General features: G+C 66.6%; 15 protein-coding genes. 5 read left to right on the forward strand and 10 right to left on the reverse strand.

Annotation, left to right across the window (positions count from 1 at the left end):
* Positions 1-616: 616 nt before the first annotated feature.
* The 4 genes from AB4Y43_RS20055 to AB4Y43_RS20070 all read right to left on the reverse strand — a co-directional run bounded on the left by AB4Y43_RS20055 (position 617) and on the right by AB4Y43_RS20070 (position 4,348).
* Complete coding sequence (locus tag AB4Y43_RS20055) at positions 617-2,431, reverse strand: trypsin-like peptidase domain-containing protein (RefSeq protein ID WP_368728598.1); 1,815 nt, start codon at positions 2,429-2,431, stop codon at positions 617-619.
* Positions 2,432-2,747: 316 nt separating this feature from the next.
* Positions 2,748-3,080, reverse strand: a complete 333-nt coding sequence (locus AB4Y43_RS20060) for a DUF4148 domain-containing protein (protein ID WP_342947452.1) — start codon at positions 3,078-3,080, stop codon at positions 2,748-2,750.
* A gap of 129 nt (positions 3,081-3,209) precedes the next feature.
* The gene (locus AB4Y43_RS20065; RefSeq protein WP_342947453.1) at positions 3,210-3,779 is read right to left on the reverse strand and encodes a chromate transporter; all 570 of its coding nucleotides are present in this window, start codon (positions 3,777-3,779) and stop codon (positions 3,210-3,212) included.
* Positions 3,776-4,348, reverse strand: a complete 573-nt coding sequence (locus AB4Y43_RS20070) for a chromate transporter (protein ID WP_368617277.1) — start codon at positions 4,346-4,348, stop codon at positions 3,776-3,778. Before AB4Y43_RS20070 ends, AB4Y43_RS20065 begins: the two co-directional genes overlap by 4 nt.
* Before the next feature lie 244 nt (positions 4,349-4,592).
* Here AB4Y43_RS20070 and AB4Y43_RS20075 point away from each other — a divergent pair, with 244 nt between their 5' ends.
* The gene (locus AB4Y43_RS20075) at positions 4,593-5,696 is read left to right on the forward strand and encodes a PHB depolymerase family esterase (RefSeq protein WP_368728599.1); all 1,104 of its coding nucleotides are present in this window, start codon (positions 4,593-4,595) and stop codon (positions 5,694-5,696) included.
* A 7-nt stretch (positions 5,697-5,703) separates the two neighbouring features.
* Here AB4Y43_RS20075 and AB4Y43_RS20080 read toward each other — a convergent pair whose 3' ends face one another.
* Positions 5,704-7,107 carry a DHA2 family efflux MFS transporter permease subunit gene (locus AB4Y43_RS20080; protein WP_368728600.1) on the reverse strand — a complete coding sequence of 468 codons (1,404 nt, stop codon included), beginning with the start codon at positions 7,105-7,107 and terminating at the stop codon, positions 5,704-5,706.
* Positions 7,104-7,532, reverse strand: a complete 429-nt coding sequence (locus tag AB4Y43_RS20085; RefSeq protein WP_368728601.1) for a MarR family winged helix-turn-helix transcriptional regulator — start codon at positions 7,530-7,532, stop codon at positions 7,104-7,106. Before AB4Y43_RS20085 ends, AB4Y43_RS20080 begins: the two co-directional genes overlap by 4 nt.
* Before the next feature lie 188 nt (positions 7,533-7,720).
* Between AB4Y43_RS20085 and AB4Y43_RS20090 the strand changes: the two genes are divergently transcribed.
* The 4 genes from AB4Y43_RS20090 to AB4Y43_RS20105 all read left to right on the forward strand — a co-directional run bounded on the left by AB4Y43_RS20090 (position 7,721) and on the right by AB4Y43_RS20105 (position 13,117).
* Positions 7,721-8,974 (forward strand): DUF1479 domain-containing protein, encoded by a 1,254-nt coding sequence (locus AB4Y43_RS20090; RefSeq protein WP_368728602.1) that lies wholly within the window; start codon positions 7,721-7,723, stop codon positions 8,972-8,974.
* Positions 8,975-9,076: 102 nt separating this feature from the next.
* Positions 9,077-10,120 carry a transporter gene (locus tag AB4Y43_RS20095; protein WP_069269082.1) on the forward strand — a complete coding sequence of 348 codons (1,044 nt, stop codon included), beginning with the start codon at positions 9,077-9,079 and terminating at the stop codon, positions 10,118-10,120.
* Between the two features lie 275 nt (positions 10,121-10,395).
* Entirely contained in the window at positions 10,396-12,006 is a 1,611-nt protein-coding gene (locus AB4Y43_RS20100) for an EAL domain-containing protein (protein ID WP_368683533.1), read from the forward strand.
* 139 nt (positions 12,007-12,145) lie between these two features.
* Positions 12,146-13,117, forward strand: a complete 972-nt coding sequence (locus AB4Y43_RS20105; protein ID WP_342947459.1) for a sulfonate ABC transporter substrate-binding protein — start codon at positions 12,146-12,148, stop codon at positions 13,115-13,117.
* Positions 13,118-13,160: 43 nt separating this feature from the next.
* Here AB4Y43_RS20105 and AB4Y43_RS20110 read toward each other — a convergent pair whose 3' ends face one another.
* The 4 genes from AB4Y43_RS20110 to AB4Y43_RS20125 all read right to left on the reverse strand — a co-directional run bounded on the left by AB4Y43_RS20110 (position 13,161) and on the right by AB4Y43_RS20125 (position 18,094).
* Complete coding sequence (locus AB4Y43_RS20110) at positions 13,161-14,105, reverse strand: ABC transporter substrate-binding protein (RefSeq protein WP_069269054.1); 945 nt, start codon at positions 14,103-14,105, stop codon at positions 13,161-13,163.
* A 104-nt stretch (positions 14,106-14,209) separates the two neighbouring features.
* Complete coding sequence (locus tag AB4Y43_RS20115; protein WP_368728603.1) at positions 14,210-15,253, reverse strand: ribose ABC transporter permease; 1,044 nt, start codon at positions 15,251-15,253, stop codon at positions 14,210-14,212.
* A gap of 41 nt (positions 15,254-15,294) precedes the next feature.
* A complete protein-coding gene (locus AB4Y43_RS20120; protein ID WP_368728604.1) occupies positions 15,295-16,848 on the reverse strand; it encodes a sugar ABC transporter ATP-binding protein in 1,554 nt (517 codons plus the stop codon).
* Complete coding sequence (locus AB4Y43_RS20125) at positions 16,835-18,094, reverse strand: ROK family protein (RefSeq protein ID WP_368728605.1); 1,260 nt, start codon at positions 18,092-18,094, stop codon at positions 16,835-16,837. Before AB4Y43_RS20125 ends, AB4Y43_RS20120 begins: the two co-directional genes overlap by 14 nt.
* Positions 18,095-18,151: the final 57 nt, after the last annotated feature.

Consider the following 18,151-nt stretch of genomic DNA (forward strand, 5'->3'; position numbering starts at 1 on the left):
TTTCCTGCATCATCATTTCGGAACCATCAACCTGGACCATCCCGAATGAGCGGATCATGTGTTACCCATGTCCCCGCACACCTGTTACCCATGTTTCCGGTCCATACACCGCCGCAAAGAAAGTAGGCAAAGAAAGCCGCTCAAACCGCTAGCGCCTGCCACGGTTCACATCGCGCCGCTAACGGTGAATGGCTCCGGAGCGTCTGTCACTCCGCACCTTCAAAGTTGGTGACAAGGCAGTCATCCTTCCGGCGGCGCTCCGCGCGCCGAAGGGCATAACCTGAAACCATTGGTGCGCGTGCATCCTCGCCGAGGCTGACAGCGCCCCTGGTTTCCCATGCAGCCCCAACCGCTGCGCGCGTAGCGCGCAGCGGGATGAATGACTGCCTTGTCACTCACTTTGGTGGTGCGAGGTGACAGACGCTCCGGAGCCATTCACCGTTAGCGGCGCGATGTGAACTGTGGCAGGCATTAGCGGTTTGAGCCGCTTTCTTTTGCCTACTTTTCTTTGCGGCTGCAAAGAAAAGTAGGTGCCGCCCCGCACAGGGGCAACGCATGCACACCGACGCGAAAACAGGTAATCGCACAAGCGGCCAGGAACCGAGCGCAGCGCCAATCACCTGACCTTCACAGCCACAAAGCTCCTCGCATTATTCCGCTGAATCAACAGCGACATGCTCTTCGTCGCCTTCGCCTCGAGCGCGACAGCTTGCTCCTGCGATTCGACCAGCGTGTCATCGAGCGACAGCACGACATCTCCAGCCCGCACACCCGCGCTCGCAGCCGGCCCAGTGGAGGCTTCCACCATCAAACCAAGCGGCAACCCGGTCGAGCGCTTTTCCTCGGCGCTCAGCGCATGCGCGATCAGACCGAGTCGGTCGGCGGCATGGCGCGGAGCCGGTGTTGCGGTGGCGGCCTGCGCGTTCGGGTCCGCCATCACCGTTTTGACGGCTTTCACGTCAGACGGTGGGGCCTTGCTCACCGGATCGGCTACTGCGGGTGCGACCGGCGCGTCGGTCTTCTCCACCGCCTGTGCGGCATCGGTTGCTTGAGCTGCTGTCGCACCCGCAGTCCCAGCGGCCGCTCCTGTCGCCGCCGCATCCGCATCCGCCGCCTTCGCCTCGAACGCCGTGTTCGAGAAGCCGGCCACCGCGGGCTGGCGGTTGCGGATCACCTTCAGCGACGCCGGCGTGGCCGGCGGCACGGCAGCCAGCGCGGCGGCGAGCGTCGCGGCCCGGTCGACGGGTTTGGTGCCGACCTGCACGATCACGTCGCCGGTCCGGATGCCCGCTTTGCCGATGGGCGAGCCGGGATCGACGGCGTCGACGAGCGCGCCGCCCGCGTGCGGCAAGCCGAGCGCCGCCGCAAGCCCGGGACTCACGTCCTCGACCTGCATGCCGAAGGTGCGGATCGTGCCGCCGTTGCCCGCGTTTGCCGCGGTCGCCGCATTGGCGCTGGCGGCGGGCGCCGCCTTGCGCGCCTGCAACTGGGCGCGGAACTGGTTGGCGGCGTCGATTGGAATCGCAAAGGTCAGGCCCTGGTAGCGGCCGCCATCCGCGTAAATCTGCACGCCGATGCCGATCACCTCGCCCGCGCGATTGAAGATCGGGCCGCCGGAGTTGTCGGGGTTGACCGCCACATCGGTCTGCAGGAACGGGAACGCCTTGCCGTCGGGCAGCGTGCGCGAGGTCGCGCTGAGGATGCCCGTCGTCACGGTGTTCTGATAGCTGTCCGGCGACCCGATCGACAGCACCGGTTCGCCGGCGTGCACCTTCGCCGTATCGGCGAGCTTCACGAACGGCAGATCGTGGCCGTCGATCTGCAGCACGGCAACGTCGCTTTGCGGGTCGACGGCAACGACCTCCGCCTTGAACTCGCGCTTGTCCGTCAGCCGCACGGTCACCTGCTCGGCGCTGTCGACGATATGCGCCGTGGTCAGCACGACGCCATCGGGGCTGACGATGAAGCCGGAGCCCGCGCCCGTCATCACGCGCGGTCCGCTGGCCTCGGCGTCGGACGCCGGCTTCGGCGCGCGACTGAAGAACGCGAAGAAAGGATCGGCGTCGTCGATGGCTTCCTGCTCGGGCGGCGCGGACGGGTCGTCGGGGCTGCGCGCGATCACGTGCACGACGGCGGGGCCGTAGCGCTCGGCGAGCGAGAAGAAGTCGGGTGTGGCCACGGCCGCCGGCGCGGTGGCCTCGGCGCTAGCCTTCGGGGCGGCGGCTTTGTCGCCAGCCGCTTTGTCGCTAGCCGCCGTAGCGCTTGCCGCCTTGTCGTTAGCGGCCTTATTGGCGGCGGCTTTGTTGGCGGGCGGTTTGGTGGCGGCCGGAGGCGGCGTTGCCGCGTTCGCCTCGTAACAGAAAGCGCTGGCAAGCGCGAGGGCAAGCGCCGCCGCAGGGCGCGAAGTGCGGGCGAAAGACAGGCGGAGCACAGCACACCTCCCAGTGGTCATCGTGCTGGCGGGCGGCACGCGATCGCGGATAGCAAACGAGTGCCGACGACCATAGTGTAGTCACGCCACAAGGCAATTGGGGGGCAGGGTTTGTCCTGTAGCGCACGCAAATCGGCACTCAGGCGTAACGACGCATGCGCGGCGCATCGAAGATGACGCTTTGCTGACTTTGCGGCTGGTCAGGCTGCTCAGGAAAGGAAAGGGGCGACGCCGAACAGGTGCGCGAGATGCCCCGCTCGTTGCGAGCGGGGCGTTCGGCTCTGGGGGGCGGCGCGAGTGCGTATCGCGATCGCTTTCAGCTACCCGAATACAGGTTGCAGAAGCTCACCGGCCCGACACACGTCGTCGTGTGCGGTGCGCCGGCGTCGCTCGTGCCCTGCATGGGCGCGCCCATGCCGCCCGGTTCCTGCTGTTGATGCTGTGCCTTCGCACGCGCGACTTGCTGCGCGGAGATGGGGCTCACGTCTGGATACGAGCTATCGGTCACGAATTGCGAACCGTTGGCCTGCGCTTCGATCAACTGTTCGCGCACCTGGGCACGCGTGAGTCCTTGTGCGGACGCGGTGGATACAGCGCCGATGCAAGTCGTCACGACGAGCAAGGCGAAAATCGGGCGGCGGATGGTCATTTCGAACTCCTGATTAAATAGCATGGTTCGGCGACCGGCTGGAGCACGGTCGAATCAACGGAGACTGCAATGGGTATACCGCTGAAGGTCGATTGCTATTCCCGTGGAGTTGCAACGGCGGGATTTTTTTTACGTGAGCTGTACCTGGAGCCAATGCGGCAGGTCCGCGCCGATCAGGCTGACGCCAAAGAGCGCGAGTGCGCCGGCAAATAGAAGGACAAGCGGACTCACCCGTGTTCTGAGCAACACGCAAAGGGACATTACGGCGATGGCCTTCGCGGGCAGGCCGCCGTTGAGCGACTTGAGCAGCACCCAGCCCGCCGCGAGCATCATGCCGGCCGCGATGGGACGCAGGCCGCGCTCGAGCGCCAACTGCCACGCCGCGCCCTGATAGCGACCCCAGATATGCGTGATGCCGTAGATGAGGATCGCGGTTGGCAGCAGGAGCGCGGCGGTCGCCACGAGCGCGCCCCAGAAGCCGGCGACCTGCCAGCCGATCAACGTGACGAGCAGCGAGCCGGGACCCGGCGCCATGCGTGAAATCGCGAAGTCGGCGGCGAATTGCGAATGCGTCATCCACGGATGCACGTCCACGACCTGGCGCTGGATTTCGGCGACGATCGCCTGGCCGCCGCCGATCGTCACGAGCGAAAGTGGCGCGAAAATGGCGGCTAGCTGACCGAGCAGGCGTCCATTCATCGCGCACCCCGGCGGATCGCTGCGTATTCGTAGAGCACGCTCACGGTGCCGCCTGCCACGACCACCCATACCAGCGACAAACGCAGAATGCCGATCGCAAGAAAGGTCGCTGCCATGAGCAGCAGCGGGAGCCCCTGCCGCCTCACGCGCCGAGCGGTGACGACGCCCATCGACAGCGACAACCCCGTGGCCGCCGCGGCGGCGCCTGCGATCAGAATCTGCGTGAGCGGATGGAAGATGAGCGCGCCGACCACGCTGCCGATCACGACGATCAGACACGCGGGCGGCACGAGGATGCCCGTTACGGCCACGGCGGCGCCGCGCCAGCCGAGCAGCCGGTGCCCGATCCAGATCGCCATGTTTTTCACGTTGATGCCGGGCAGCGCCTGCGAGAGGGCGAGGCCGTTGAGAAAGTCCTCTTCGCTGATCCAGTCGCGATCGTGGACGAATTCGCGCAACAGCCAGCCGCTCAAGCCGCCGCCAAAGCTCGTCATGCCGATGCGGCTGAAGATCAGAAAGAGTCCGAACAGCGTGGGGCGCGGCGAGGCGTTTGGCGTGGAAGCAGTCACGGGGATGACGCAAAGCAGGTAATGCCGAACGGTTCGGCGGTCGTCTCGTGCGGTGGTGGCCGAAATTATAGCGCCGCGACACGTGTGACGCGGAGGGCGCGCGGTCACGCAAAATTCAGCGCGAGGTCAGGGCCGTTATGATGGTCGTACTCGCAGCGGCGCGATCGCTGTGATCGTTGTATTTGCGCTGTCCGCCGTGTGCCGCCTGGCGTGACGTGAACAAAACGCCCTGCCGCCATTGCTCATGCCCAGGAAAAAGACCAGCGTCTGGCTCAAAGGTCTCGAATTGCTCACCCGCATGAGCGCACCGCGACCGAAGAAAAGGGCCGCCGCACGCAAAACGGCGCCCGCCAAGGCCGCGCAGGTCGCGAGGCCGGCAGCCAAACCGGCGAGGCGCGCCGGGAAGGCGCATGTGGGGCGTGCGCAGCCGACGGGCACGGCCGGCAGGTGGATCCGCTCCTATCATTCCGCGCCGCCCAGGGCCGGGCATCTCGTCAATCATCTCGCGTATGCGCTCTATTTGCCCGCCGGTGCGGCCAGCGCCACGGGCCTGCCGCTCGTGGTCATGCTGCACGGCTGCAAGCAGACGGCGGAGTCGTTCGCCGCGGGCACGCGGGTTTGCCGGCTGGCGGATCGTGCGGGTTTCGGCGTGCTGCTTCCCGAGCAGGCGAAAACGGCGCACGCACAGCGATGCTGGCACTGGCACGGCGATCATGCGCAGTCGGAAGCGCCAGCGGTCGGCTCGCTCGTCGATGCCATCGCGCGCGAGCACGGATTCGATCACGAGCGCATCTACCTGGCGGGCATCTCGGCGGGAGCGGGTCTTGCGTCCGTGCTCGCGATGCGCCATCCGTGGCGGTTCGCGGCAGTGGGCCTGCATTCGGGCCCGGTTTTCGACGCGGCCAGTTCCACCATGAGCGCGATAAGCGTCATGCGCCACGGCAGCCGCGAAGACCCGGTGCATCTGGTCGATGCCGCTCTCGATGTCGCCGCCCATCCCGGTGTGCCGGCCTTCGTCGTGCAGGGCGAAATCGACGCGGTCGTGGCAAAGCGCAACGCCGTGCAACTCGGCATGCAGTTCGCGCGTGTCAACCGGCTGCTCGACACGCAGGGCGAATTACGCGTCGGCGAGATCCGGACCTATAGCCGCGACGCGGTGGCGTATACCGACTACGTCAAGTCGGGCAGGCTCGTCGTGCGTGTATGCGTGGTTCGCGGCCTCGGGCATGCATGGAGCGGCGGCGATCCGCGCGAAGCGTTTCATTCGGACCGAGGCCCCGACGCGATGGCGATGATGTGGCAGTTCTTCCGGCGGCAGCGCCGAAGTGCGGCAGATGAAATGGCGTAAGCGGGCGTCAGCCATCGTTTGCGCGACGTACTCGCGCCGGCAGCAGCATGGCCGCCGCGAAGCACAGGAGATGCAGCCCGCAGAGCGCCGCGAAGGCCGGCAGGAATTGCCGCGGTTCGGCGGCGGAAGAACTCGGCACGGCGAGAGAAACCGCGATGGAGATGAGCGTCGTGGCGACCGGGCCGCCAATTCTTTGCGCGATATTCAACGCGGTGTTCGCCACGGGAAGCCGCGCCTTCGGTATGCGGGCATACGCGGCGGAAATCGAAGGAATGCTAATGGTTCCCTGACCCGCGCCCGCGATAAAGAGACTCGCCAACGCGAGGCTCGTGGAAAACGCATGGCCGCTCATCCACAAGAACGCAAGCGTGGCGACGAGCGCCAGCAGCGCGCCGCCTGCCGCGAGCGCGCGGCAGCCCAGACGCTCGGTGAGAAAACCCATGCAGGCGAATGAGGCCATCATGCCTGCGCCCGTGGCCGCGAGCAGCCAGCCCGCATGCGCGGCGCTCAGGCCGCAGCCCGCTATGAGGTAGAGCGGAACGGCAAGCTGCCGTCCGTACATGATGCCGTTGGCGAAGAATTGCGTGATGGCGGGAACCGCGAACGTCCGGTTCGCAAAGAGGCGCACGTCGATCAGCGCTGTCGTTGGCCGGCGTAGCGAGTGCCACACGAATCCCGCGAGCAGCGCAGCACCGGCTAGCAGAAACCCCGCGCCTTCGGCGTGCATGGCGCTCTGGAATCCATAGACAAGCATGGCGAGACCAGGCGAGATCAACGCAAAGCCCGCGAAATCGAAGCGGCGCCTTTGCGGTCGAGCGGCGTCGGGCGCCAGCAAACGTGCGGCCAGTGTGACGCCGAGTATGCCGATCGGTACGTTGATCAAAAAGAGCCAGGGCCAGGCGGCCCGCGCGAGTACGGCGCCGGCGAGCACCGGGCCGAGGATCGGCCCGAGCAGGATGGGCAGCGTGGCGTAGCCCATCACGCGCTCCATGTTCTTGCCCGCGACGCGCCCGATCATCATCTGCGCCATGGGTGCGAGCAGCCCGGCCACGAGGCCCTGAACGATGCGCGCACCGATCAGTTCCCCCATGTTTTGCGCCGCGCCGCACAGTACCGAAGCGAGCGTGAAGGCCGTGAAGGCGAAGAGATAGAGCCGCTTCGCGCCGACGCGGTCCACCAGCCAGCCGTTGAGCGGAAGCATGAGCGCCATGGCCAGCAGGTAGCCGCTCATGATCCACTGCGTCGTGGCAACGGGCGAGTGGAGCGCATGGCCGATGGCCGAGAGGGAGACGTTTACGAGCGTCGAATCCATCTGCGCCATGAACGAGCCGATGGAGACGACGATGGCGACCTTCCAGACCGACGCGGGAATCCGGTTGCCGGCACCGCCGGGCTCACGCGTGCCGCTCATCGTTCGGCCAGCCTTCTCATGATGTCGCCCGCCTTGAAAAGCGTGGCGCGCTCGTCTTCGTCGAGGTCCGCGATGGCTTGCGAGAGCCACAGTTGTTTCGCGTCGCGGGTCTGCTTGCGCAGTTGCCTGCCCTTTTGCGTCAGATCGATGAGGAGCTGACGGCCATCGGTCGCGTGAGGCGTACGCGTGACGAGGGCCATCTCCTCGAGCGCCGCGACGGTGGCGCCCATCGACTGGGGCCGCATGCCTTCGGCGCGGGCGAGCGCGGCAATCGTGGCGGGACCGTCGTTGGCGAGCCGCGACATGACGACGGACTCGGTCATCGAGAGAGCGCCCGCATAAGACTCGTTGCGCGTGCGACGCACGAGCATGCCGATCGCCTGCATGAGGTCGATGACGGCGGGTTCAGGAGTTTTGGGAGACATGGCGATTCACACGCATTCGGCTGGGATGTGTCATCGAATCATGAAGATAAACAGGTAGACTTGCAAGTTTATCTGTTAAAAATTCGAGCACCTGAAGAGAGCGATGCCAATCGGCTAACGCCAGACGAGCGCCATTGAGGCGTATGCTTGCGATCAAACGACGGCATTCAACCCCGATGGAGACACGCATGGCGGCACTTCAAATCGACGATCTCCCGGCCGCGATCCGGCAGGCCAAGCGGATGTTGCGCGCGCAACTGCCGAACTATCGCGAAGTGTTCGAGGAGGTCGCGCAGGCCATAGGCGAAGAAGCGCGGCACATCGCCCGGCTGCGCGAGGCGGGCGAACCCGTGATCCCGGAGATCGCGTTCGCCGACATTCAGGCGCAGCGCGTGAGCCCGGAGGCGATCGCGCTCGTGAAGGCGCGCGGCGCCTGTGTGATCCGCCGCGTGTTCGAGCCCGAGCAGGCCGCTCGCTGGGACGCCGAAATTGCCGATTACGTGGCGCGCAACGACCTCGATGCCCGTGCCGCCGAACGCGCGGCCCAGCGCAATGCCCTCCCGCCGCAGGCGAGCCGCCCGTTGATCTATGGCCTCTACTGGTCGCGGCCGCAGGTGCAGGCGCGCGAGTCCGCCGAACTGACGGCCGCGCGCGTCTTCCTCAACCGCCTGTGGCGTCACGAGAGCGAAGGGCGCGTGCATTTCGATCCCGATGTCGTGCCAGTCTACGCCGACCGTCTGCGGCGCCGGCCGCCCGGAACGGCTGCGCCCGGCCTCGCCGCGCATTGTGACGGCGGTGCGGTCGAGCGCTGGGTCGACGAGAATTTCCGCCAGGTCTATCGCCATGTGTTCTCGGGCGACTGGCGGCGCTACGACCCGTTCGACGGCGCGTACCGCACGCACGCGAGCGAGATTCCCTCGCGCATCGCCTCTTCGATGTTCCGCACCTTCCAGGGCTGGACCGCGCTTACGCCGCAGGGCCCCGGCGACGGCACGCTGCAGATCGTGCCCATCGCCAACGCCATGGCGTACGTCCTCTTGCGCGCGCTGCAGGACGACGTGGCCGAGGACGACTTGTGCGGCGCCCAGCCGGGCCGTGGGCTGCCGATCAGCGCCGAGTGGCATGCGCCGCTGATCGACGCACTGATTTCGATTCCTCAGATGCAGCCCGGCGACACCGTGTTCTGGCACTGCGACGTGATTCACTCCGTGGAAGACGAGCACCGCGGCACCGGCTACAGCAATGTGATGTACATTCCGGCCACGCCGGGTTGCGCGAAGAACGATGCTTATTTGCAGCGCCAGTTGCCGAGCTTTCTCGAAGGCCGCAGCCCGCCCGACTTCCCCCCCGAGCATATCGAAGCCGATCTGGCGGATCGGGCGGGCGTGGCGGATCTCACGCCGCTCGGCCGCACCCAGCTCGGCTTGGCCGGCGTGGCTTAACATGGGCACATGACCCGCGCGTGTCGGCGCATCGATTCGCGCGCTTGCCTGTCAAAGCACGCGTGTGGCATGCTGTGCGCCGATCAACCGGCCATGACGACCATGGATTTCGCTTCGTCCGTCGCAACGTATGGCGCCGACCTGTCGGGCCTCATTTGCGGTTTTCGCTTCACGCCGGGCCAGCCTGGGCAGCCCGTCTCGTGCGACGACGTCCTTGAGGCGTTGCGGCACACGCACGAAAGCGGCGAGCCGCAGGCCGCGCGCGACGACACGTTTTACTGGCTGCACTTCAATCTCGCCCACGCCGCGGCGCAACCGTGGATGCGCGCGCATCTCGACCTGCCCGACGCATTCTTCGAGATGCTCGTGGAAGGCTCGCACTCCACGCGTATCGAACACGTGGACAACGGGCTGTTCGCCGTGGTCAACGACGTGATGTTCGATTTCGAACTCACGCCCTCGCAGATCGCGACGCTCTGGTCGTACACGCACGAGCGCATTCTCGTCACGGCGCGCCTGAAGCCGCTGCGCTCCATCGACCGTCTGCGCGGCTATGTGCGCAACGGCGAGACGTTCCGTTCGCCGGCCGAGCTGCTGATCCACCTGATGCGCGACCAGGCGGACCTCATGGTGGAGATCGTGCGCCGCACGAGTGTCGACGTCGATCGCGCCGAGGACCAGTTTCTCGCCTCGCGCCGCTCTGCGAGCCGCCATGAACTCGCGGCCATGCGGCGCATTCTGGTGCGCCTGCAACGCATGCTCGCGCCGGAGCCGGGCTCGATTTTCCGTCTGCTCGCGCGCCCGCCGCGCTGGCTCCAGACACCGGACATGCAGGACCTGCGCGAGGCGACCGAGGAGTTCTCGCTCGTGCTCGGCGACATGGCCGGACTCGTCGAGCGCATCAAGCTCTTGCAGGAAGAAATTGCCGCGCGTCTCGAAGAGCAGAACAACCGCACGCTTTTCACGCTCACGCTCGTCACCGTGCTCGCTCTGCCGATCAACATCGTCGCGGGTTTTTTCGGCATGAACGTGGGCGGCATTCCGCTCGCGGAAAACCGCCACGGCTTCTGGCTCATGGTGGTGCTCGTCGCGACCTTCACGGCGCTGCTGGGATGGTGGGTGTTCCGCCGGCGCGGCGACACCTGAGGCTTGCGGGGTCGCCGCCGATCTCGAAGGCGCCCAAAGCGTCGCGCGGCGCATTCAGGAGCGCGTGAGCGCCGAAGCTGCGCTCAAGCGCAGCGACTTCGCGCGCTAGCGCGCGCAAAAGGGCGGCCGCAACCGCATCGAATGCGCATGATGGGCGTTCACGTTAGCTGACGTTTGCGTGCGCGGGGCACCGCGCGCGCCCGCTGCTGGCGCGTTGGTGTATGTTGGCGTCATACCGTAGCCGCTCCCATGACGGCCCTGGTGCGGAGGACGCCTTGCCCGAAGTCTCGCCCAACCCCGGCGCGGTCCGCTCGCGAGTCTCGCGTTTGCTCGTGCTGCTGGTCGTGGCGCTGATTCCGATCCTGCTGTGCGTCGCGCTCGGGCGTTACGAGGCCGAACGCATTGCGCAGCGCGAGGCGAGCCTCGCTTCTGCGTTTATCGTCGGGCAGGTGGTGTCGATCGTCGAGACGGCGCAGAGTGCGGCGCGCACGTTCGCGCCGCGTGCGAACGAAGCGTGCGATACGCTCTCGCCGGATCTCACGCGCAAGGCTGCCGCCGTGCCCTATGTGCGCAAGCTCGACATCCTTTACGAAGGCCGCATCGACTGCTCGTCCGCGTACTCGCAACAGGCGGTCCCCGATGGCGGCTGGCTCAATGGCAGCGCGCAGGCCTCGCAGGACGAGTGGCTGCTGATCGTCGACGACACGCCGATGGTGCGCAACCGCCCCTCGCTGCTGGTGGGCGTCGCGGGCGAAGCGGGGCGCGCGGTCGTGGCCGTGGTGGACGTGCAGTATCTGCTGGACCTGCTGCATGGCGCGGCCCCGCTCACGGTGTTTCGCCAGGCCGAGTTGAGGGTGGGCGAGGGCGCCGTGCTGCGCGAAGCCATGGCGCTCGTGAACGTGCGTGGCGCACCGTTGCTGGTCGATGTGCAAAAGCGCATGTCGGGCGCCACAATCGATCTGAAGATCTATGGGCGGCCCGAGCGCATTCTGGAGAACTGGCGTGCCCTGCTGCTGCGCTACATGCCGTGGGCGGCTGCCTTCTCGGCGTGGCTCGTCTGGCTCGTGCGCCGCTTGCAGCAAAGCGGGCAGTCGCGCCGCGAACAACTGCTGCGAGCCATACGCGCAAACGAATTCCATGTCGAATATCAGCCGCTCTACGGCGTCGAAACGGGGCGCTGCGAGGGCGTGGAGGCCTTGCTGCGCTGGGTGCGGCCAGGCACGGGCGCGATCCGTCCGGACGAGTTCATTCAGGTAGCCGAAGAAGAGCACGTGATCGTGCCGCTCACGCAGCATCTGCTGAAGCTCATCGAGCGCGACGTCGCCACATGGGAGGTCGCGCCGGGCTTTCACCTCGGTGTCAACTTCGCGCCCGAGCATCTGTCGGGCGTACAGCTCGTGAGCGACGTGCAGGCGCTGCGCACGGCCGTGGCGCCGCACGGCGCGACGATCACGCTGGAGATCACCGAGCGTACGCTGGTGCGCAATACCGAGCAGGCGCGCAGCAATCTGGTGACCTTGCGGCGCGAGGGCGTGAGGGTCGCCATCGACGACTTCGGCATGGGATATTGCTCGCTCTCCTATCTCGAGAAATTTCCATTCGATATCCTGAAGATCGATCGCGGCTTCGTGCTCACCATCGATGCGCAAGGCAGCAAGGCGGCCGTGCTCGACGCCATTATCGATCTCGCGCATAGCCTTGGCGCGCGGCTCGTGGCCGAGGGGGTGGAAACGCAGGTGCAGCGCGACTATCTATGTGCGCGCGGCGTCACGTATATCCAGGGCTTTTTCTACGCGAGGCCCATGCCGTCGGAGGCGTTCGTGCGCTGGTATCGCGCGAACGGGGCGCATATGTCGCCCAATCCGCACATGACGGCCGGCACGTAGGGCGCCCGCGTATTCCTGCCGGCGTGATTTGCTTAGCGCGAAACATCGGTTCTGCGAACGCGTGCGGCCCGGTAGCATCAACGCTTCGAGGGCTGTGCCGTGTGGGTGCATGCCCCATGCCAACACGGAAGCGCTGAAGATGACTCGCCCCACGTCGCCCAGACCTTATACCCGCCGCCACTTCCTCGCCACGCTGGGCGCGACGCTCGCCGGCGCGGCGCTGCCCGCCACTGCGTTCGCGAAATATCAGCCCGACCAGTTCCGCATCGGCTACCAGAAGGCCGCGAGCACGCTCGTGCTGCTCAAGGCCAACGGCACGCTCGAAACGCGCCTCGCGCCGCTCGGCATCAAGGTATCGTGGACCGAATTCCCGGCCGGCCCGCAATTGCTCGAAGGCTTGAACGTGGGCGCGATCGACTTCGGATATGTGGGCGAGGCACCGCCGGTGTTTGCCCAGGCCGCGGGCGCGGACTTCGTCTACACGGCGTATGAGTTGCCCACGCCGCACGCGGAAGGTGTGGTGGTGGCGAAAAACTCGCCAATCCGTGACGTGGCGGGACTGAAGGGCAGGAAGATCGGCCTGAATCGCGGCTCGGACGTGCACTGGTTTCTCGTCGCGCTGCTGCAAAAGCAGGGTCTTTCCATCGGCGACGTGCAGCCTGTGTATCTGGCGCCCGCCGACGCGCGCGCGGCGCTGCAAAGCGGCGCCATCGATGCGTGGGCGATCTGGGACCCGTTCCTCGCTGCCGTCGAATCGCAGGACGGCGCACGCCTGCTTGCCGACGCCAGCGGCGTGGCGAGCCATCATCAGTTCTTCCTGAGCCAGCGCGAATTCGCGCAAAACCGCAAGGACGCGCTGGCGATCGCGCTGGACGAACTCGGCAAGACGGGGCAATGGGTGCGCGCCAACACGGCGGCAGCGGCCGCGAAACTCTCACCGATCCAGGGCCTCGATGCGGCGACGATCCAGACCGGCCTCACGCACTACGCGCATGAATATCGGCCCATCGACGCCGCCGTGATCGCGCAGCAGCAGAAGATCGCGGACACGTTCTACGACCTGAAAATCATTCCGCGCCGCGTGGTGACGAAGGACGCCGTGCTTGCTTGACTGCATGAGCACGGGCCATCCCGTGCTCATGCAACGCCAGGGCTTAGTGCTGCGACGACCAGCCCTTGTAGCTGCCCACGTTGTCGCGCGTGACGAGCTGCGGCGTCATTTCGATCATCGGGTTGGCGGGCTTCTTGCCGTTCATGATGTCGTAGCCCACCTGCACGGCCGTTTGCGCCATCTTCCACGGGTCCTGGCTCGCCGAGGCCTGCACCAGCGTATCGGTCTTGAGCGCCGTTTCGATATCGGGCGCGCCGTCCACCGACGTGATCACGATGTTGGTGCGATGCAGCTGCTTCGCGGCAAGGTCGCTGCCAATGGCCTGCGGGTCGTTGATGGCGAACACGCCGGCAATCTTCGGGAAGCGCGTGAGGTAGCCCTGCATCACGTTCATGCCGCCTTCACGCGAGCCCTTGGCGTCCTGGTCGTCGGAGAGGATCTTGATGCCGGGCGTCTTCGCGAGCACCTGCTTGCAGCCGTTCACGCGGTCGATCACGGCCGAGACCTGCGGCCCGTTCTGGATGATCACGTTGCCGGTGTTGTTGATCTTTTTCGCGAGGTATTCGCACGAGATCTCGCCGGCCTTCACGTTGTCGGTCTGCACGGTGGCGTCGGCGCCCGCGGCGGCCACGTCCACGGCCATCACCACGATACCGGCCGCCTGCGCCTTCTTCACCGCCGGCAAGATCGCCTTCGGATCGGTCGCGTTCAGGAGGATCATGTCCACGTGCGCCGAAATGAAGTTGTCGATCTGCGTGAACTGCTTGTTGAGGTCGTAGTCGGCGGAAACGGCCGTGACCTTGGCATTCGGATTGATCTGTTTGGCCTTCGCTTCCGCACCCTGCACGATCGTCACGAAGTACGGGTTGCCGAGCGAACCCACGGTAATGCCGATCGACTTGAGCTGCTTGTCGGCGGCATGCGCGCCTTGCAGTGCGAAACCGAACGTGAGGGCGGCAGCGGCGAGAACGACTTTTTTCTTGAACATGAGGTTGTCTCCTGAGGGGTCCTGTTTGGGTGCTTTCCGGGCGAGCGCAGCAGGACCGCCTGCGCTCGCGCCTGTTTCTGGCTGATGCTGTATCGAATGCTCGCTTAGGTACGGGCCGAGCCGCGCTGGCGGTAGCGGTCGAGCGCCACGGCGCCGACGATCACGAGACCCTTGATGATGTACTGCCAGATGTCCGAGACGCCGAGCAGCACGAGGCCATTGGTCAGGACGGCGATGATGAGCGCGCCGATCAGCGTGCCGATGATCGAGCCCACGCCGCCCACGAAGCTCGTGCCGCCCAGAATCACCGCGGCGATCGCGTCGAGTTCGTAGGACTGGCCCAGTTGCAGGCCGTTGGCTGCGTAGAGACGGGCCGCCGACATCACCGCGCCGAGACCCGCGAGCAGGCCCGACACGGCATAGACGAACATCTCGATGCCCCACACCTTGATGCCCGAGAGGCGCGCCGCTTCCGGGTTGCCGCCCACCGAGTAGATGCGCAGGCCGAGCACGGTACGGCGCAGCACGAACCACGAGCCGGCCACCACCACGAGCGCGATGATCACGAGCCAGGGCACGCCGAGCACCGTGCCGTTGCCGATGAAGGCGAACGACAACTGCGGGTTGAAGATCGTGGTGTCGTGACCCATGAGGCGCGCGATGCCGCGCACCGCCGTGAGCGAGCCGAGCGTGACGATGAACGGCGGCAGGCGCAGCAGCGCGATGAGCGCGCCGTTGATGAGGCCGAAGCCGAGGCCCACCGCGAGCGCCATGGGCACGCCGACCCAGCCCCAGCCCGCGAAGTTCGAGCCGATCATGGCGGCCATGGCGGCAGCGGCCAGTATCGAGCCCACCGAGAGGTCGATGCCGCCCGTGAGAATCACGAAGGTCATACCGGCGGCGAGCACGATGTTGATCGACGCCTGCTGCGTGACGATCGAAAGATTCTCCAGCGTGAAGAAGCCATCGGTGAGCAGACCGAAGCCGATGCACAGCAGCACCAGCACCGGCAGCATGCCGGCGGTGCGCACGAGCGACTTCATGCGCTGGCGATGACCGTCGACCGCGACGCTGCGTGCGGGTTGAGCGCCTTGCGCGGGCTGTGTGGGCGAGGCCGCGACACCGTGCCGGGGAAGAATGCTTTTCATGTCGTACTCCTGAGGGACGTTTCTTGCGTATGCGGTGAAGGTCAAGCGGCTTCGTCGAGCGGGTGCTGCGAGCCGGTGGCGAGTTCGATGATCGCTTCCTGGCTGATGGGTTTGCCGGAGTAGCCGCCAAGCTCGCCGGCGAACACGCCTTCGCGCATGACGAGCACGCGGTCGGCCACGCCGATGATCTCGGGCAGCTCGCTCGAAATCGCGATAATGCCCACGCCGGTCTTGGCGAGGTCGTTGATGATGCGGTAGATCTCGGATTTTGCGCCGATATCGACGCCGCGCGTGGGCTCGTCGAGAATCAGCACGCGCGGCTTCGTTTCCAGCAGGCGCGAAAGCAGCACCTTCTGCTGGTTGCCGCCCGAGAGCGCGCCCACGTTCACGCGCGCGTTCGGCACGCGAATGGAGAGCGAGCGGATGGCTTCCTTCGCGCGCTCGCCGCCGCGCGCGAGGTCGAGCACGCCCATGCGCGCGTCGCGCCCGGCCACGGCGACGTTGATGTTGTCGCGCACGCTCATGTCGAGAAAGAGGCCCTGATGCTTGCGGTCTTCGGTCAGGTAGACGAGGCCCGCGTTGATCGCGTCGCGCGGCGTGTGCACGTTGAGCGTCTTGCCGTCGATGGCGATCTGGCCGCGCAAGCGCGGTTCCGCGCCGAAGATGAGGCGCGCAAGCTCGGTGCGGCCCGCGCCCACGAGGCCAGCAATGCCGAGCACTTCGCCCGCGTGCAGGTCGAGGCTGCAGCCGCGCACGCGCTTGTCGTCGGCCACGTCGCGCACGGTGAGCACGACCTTGCCCGGATCGTACGGGGCGTGCGCCTTTTTGTAGAAGCCCGAAATATCGCGGCCCACCATCATGCTCACGAGGCTTTCCGCGTTGAGCGCATCGCGCATGAGCGTGCCCACGTAGCTGCCGTCGCGCAGCACGGAAACGCGGTCCGACAACTCGTACACCTCGGCCATGCGGTGGCTGATGTAGATGATCGCCAGTCCTTCGTCGCGCAGCTGGTTGATGAGCTTGAAAAGGCGTTCCGTTTCGCGCGAGGAAAGCGGCGTGGTGGGCTCGTCCATCACGATGATGCGCGCGTCGCTGTGGACTGCGCGTGCGATTTCCACCAGCTGCCGTTCGGCGATGGAAAGCGAGCCGACCAGCGTGGTGGGTCCGAAGCTCGCGCCGAGGCGCTTGAGCACGTCTTCGCAGCCGCGCTCCATGGCGCGCCGGTCGACCGTGCCGAAGCGGCGGCCGCCCTTGCGCAGTTCGCGGCCCGCATGAATGTTCTCGGCAACCGAGAGATTGGGCGCGAGGCTCAGCTCCTGATAGATCACGGCTACGCCCAGCGCGCGCGACGCATGCGGCCCGTCGATCACGACCGGCTTGCCTTCGATGAGGATCTCGCCGCCGGGGTCGGCCTGGTAGGCGCCCGAGAGGATCTTCATCAGCGTGGACTTGCCCGCGCCGTTCTCGCCCATCAGCGAATGGACCTCGCCGGGGTAGACGGTGAGGCGCACGTTGTCGAGTGCGCGCACGCCGGGGAAGGTCTTGGTGATGCCCCGCATTTCCAGCAGCGGCGGCGTGGACTCAGAGGGCGACATGGCTCTCCTCCTGCGCTTGAGCGTAAGTTTGTGCGCCGGCGCCCATGAGGATGCCCGCGCGCGGCGAAAAGTTGAAGAACATGGGGAGCGTGGCCGCGCCGAGCGCCCCCGCATCGGGACCGAAGGTGCCGCGCACCAGGGCGGGCGTGCCGCGCGCTTCCGGCGCGGTGGCCGCGACCGCGAGGCGCAGGCGCTGCATGAGCGTGTCGATGAGGCCCGCGTCCACGTCGGCGTCGAGCACCACGGCGGGCACGTCGAGCACGCAGAATGCCGAGCGCAGCGCGGGGGCGAGCGCATCGATGCAGTCGTCGAGCCACTCCTGCACGCCGGGGTGGCCGCGCGCGATGCACGCTTCCAGATCGGCGCGGCTGTCGATCGTCTCGCCGCAATACTGCAGATGGCGGCGCAGCGCGATGAGCGACGCGCGCGACAGCAGGATGTCCCACTGACCGGGCGGCTTGTGCGCCGAGGGCAGGCGGCTCGGCGGCACGGGCATCACCGCGAAATCGCCCGCGTTGCCGGTGAGGCCACGCACGCAGTCGCCGTCGATGGCGATGCCGCCGCCGATCGCCGGGCCGAGAAACAGGTAGAGGAAGTCGTCGCGCTGGCGCCCGCAGCCGTAGAAGATCTCGGCGATGGCAGCCGCGTTGCCGTCGTTTTCGCTGAACACGGGCAGCGCCGTGGCGCGCGCGAGTTCGCCCGCGAAATCGACATCGTTCCACACGCGGAAGGTGTCCGCCGGCAGGCCCAGTTCGCGCAGCCAGCTGCCGAGGTTGTACGGCTGCGCCACGCCGATGCCGGCGAGGCGGCTGCGTTCCTCTGTCGTGAGGAGGCCCAATAGCTCGGCGATGTCGCGTTGCACGATCTCCTGCGCGACCGAGGGTTGCGGCAGCAGCATGTCGCGCGAGCGGCGCTCGATCATGTGGCCCGCGAAATCCACGAGCACGGTTTCGATGTTGGTCCGGTCGAGCCGCACGCCGATGGCGAACGCGCCGCGCGGCGAAAGGCGCAGCAGCGAGGCGGGCTGGCCGCGTTGGCCGTCGCGGCGGCCGCTCACCTCGATCAGGCCATTGGCCGTGAGCGAGGTGATGATGGTGCCCACCGCGGTGCTCGTGAGATTCGCGAGACGCGCGAGGTCGGCCTTCGACGCCTCGCCCGCGCGACGCAGCGCCTGCAGCAGCAGGCGTTCGTTGAAGCGGCGGACGTTGGCGGAATTGCTGCCCTGACCGACATGCGGACTTCTCACGTGTCTCCTCCTGTCGATCCGGAGTGGGCGCTTTGGCGCTCGCTCCGGTCCTATGCA

Origin of the sequence: Paraburkholderia sp. BR10872 (assembly GCF_040965835.1) — a bacterium.
Lineage (GTDB): Bacteria > Pseudomonadota > Gammaproteobacteria > Burkholderiales > Burkholderiaceae > Paraburkholderia > Paraburkholderia nodosa_A.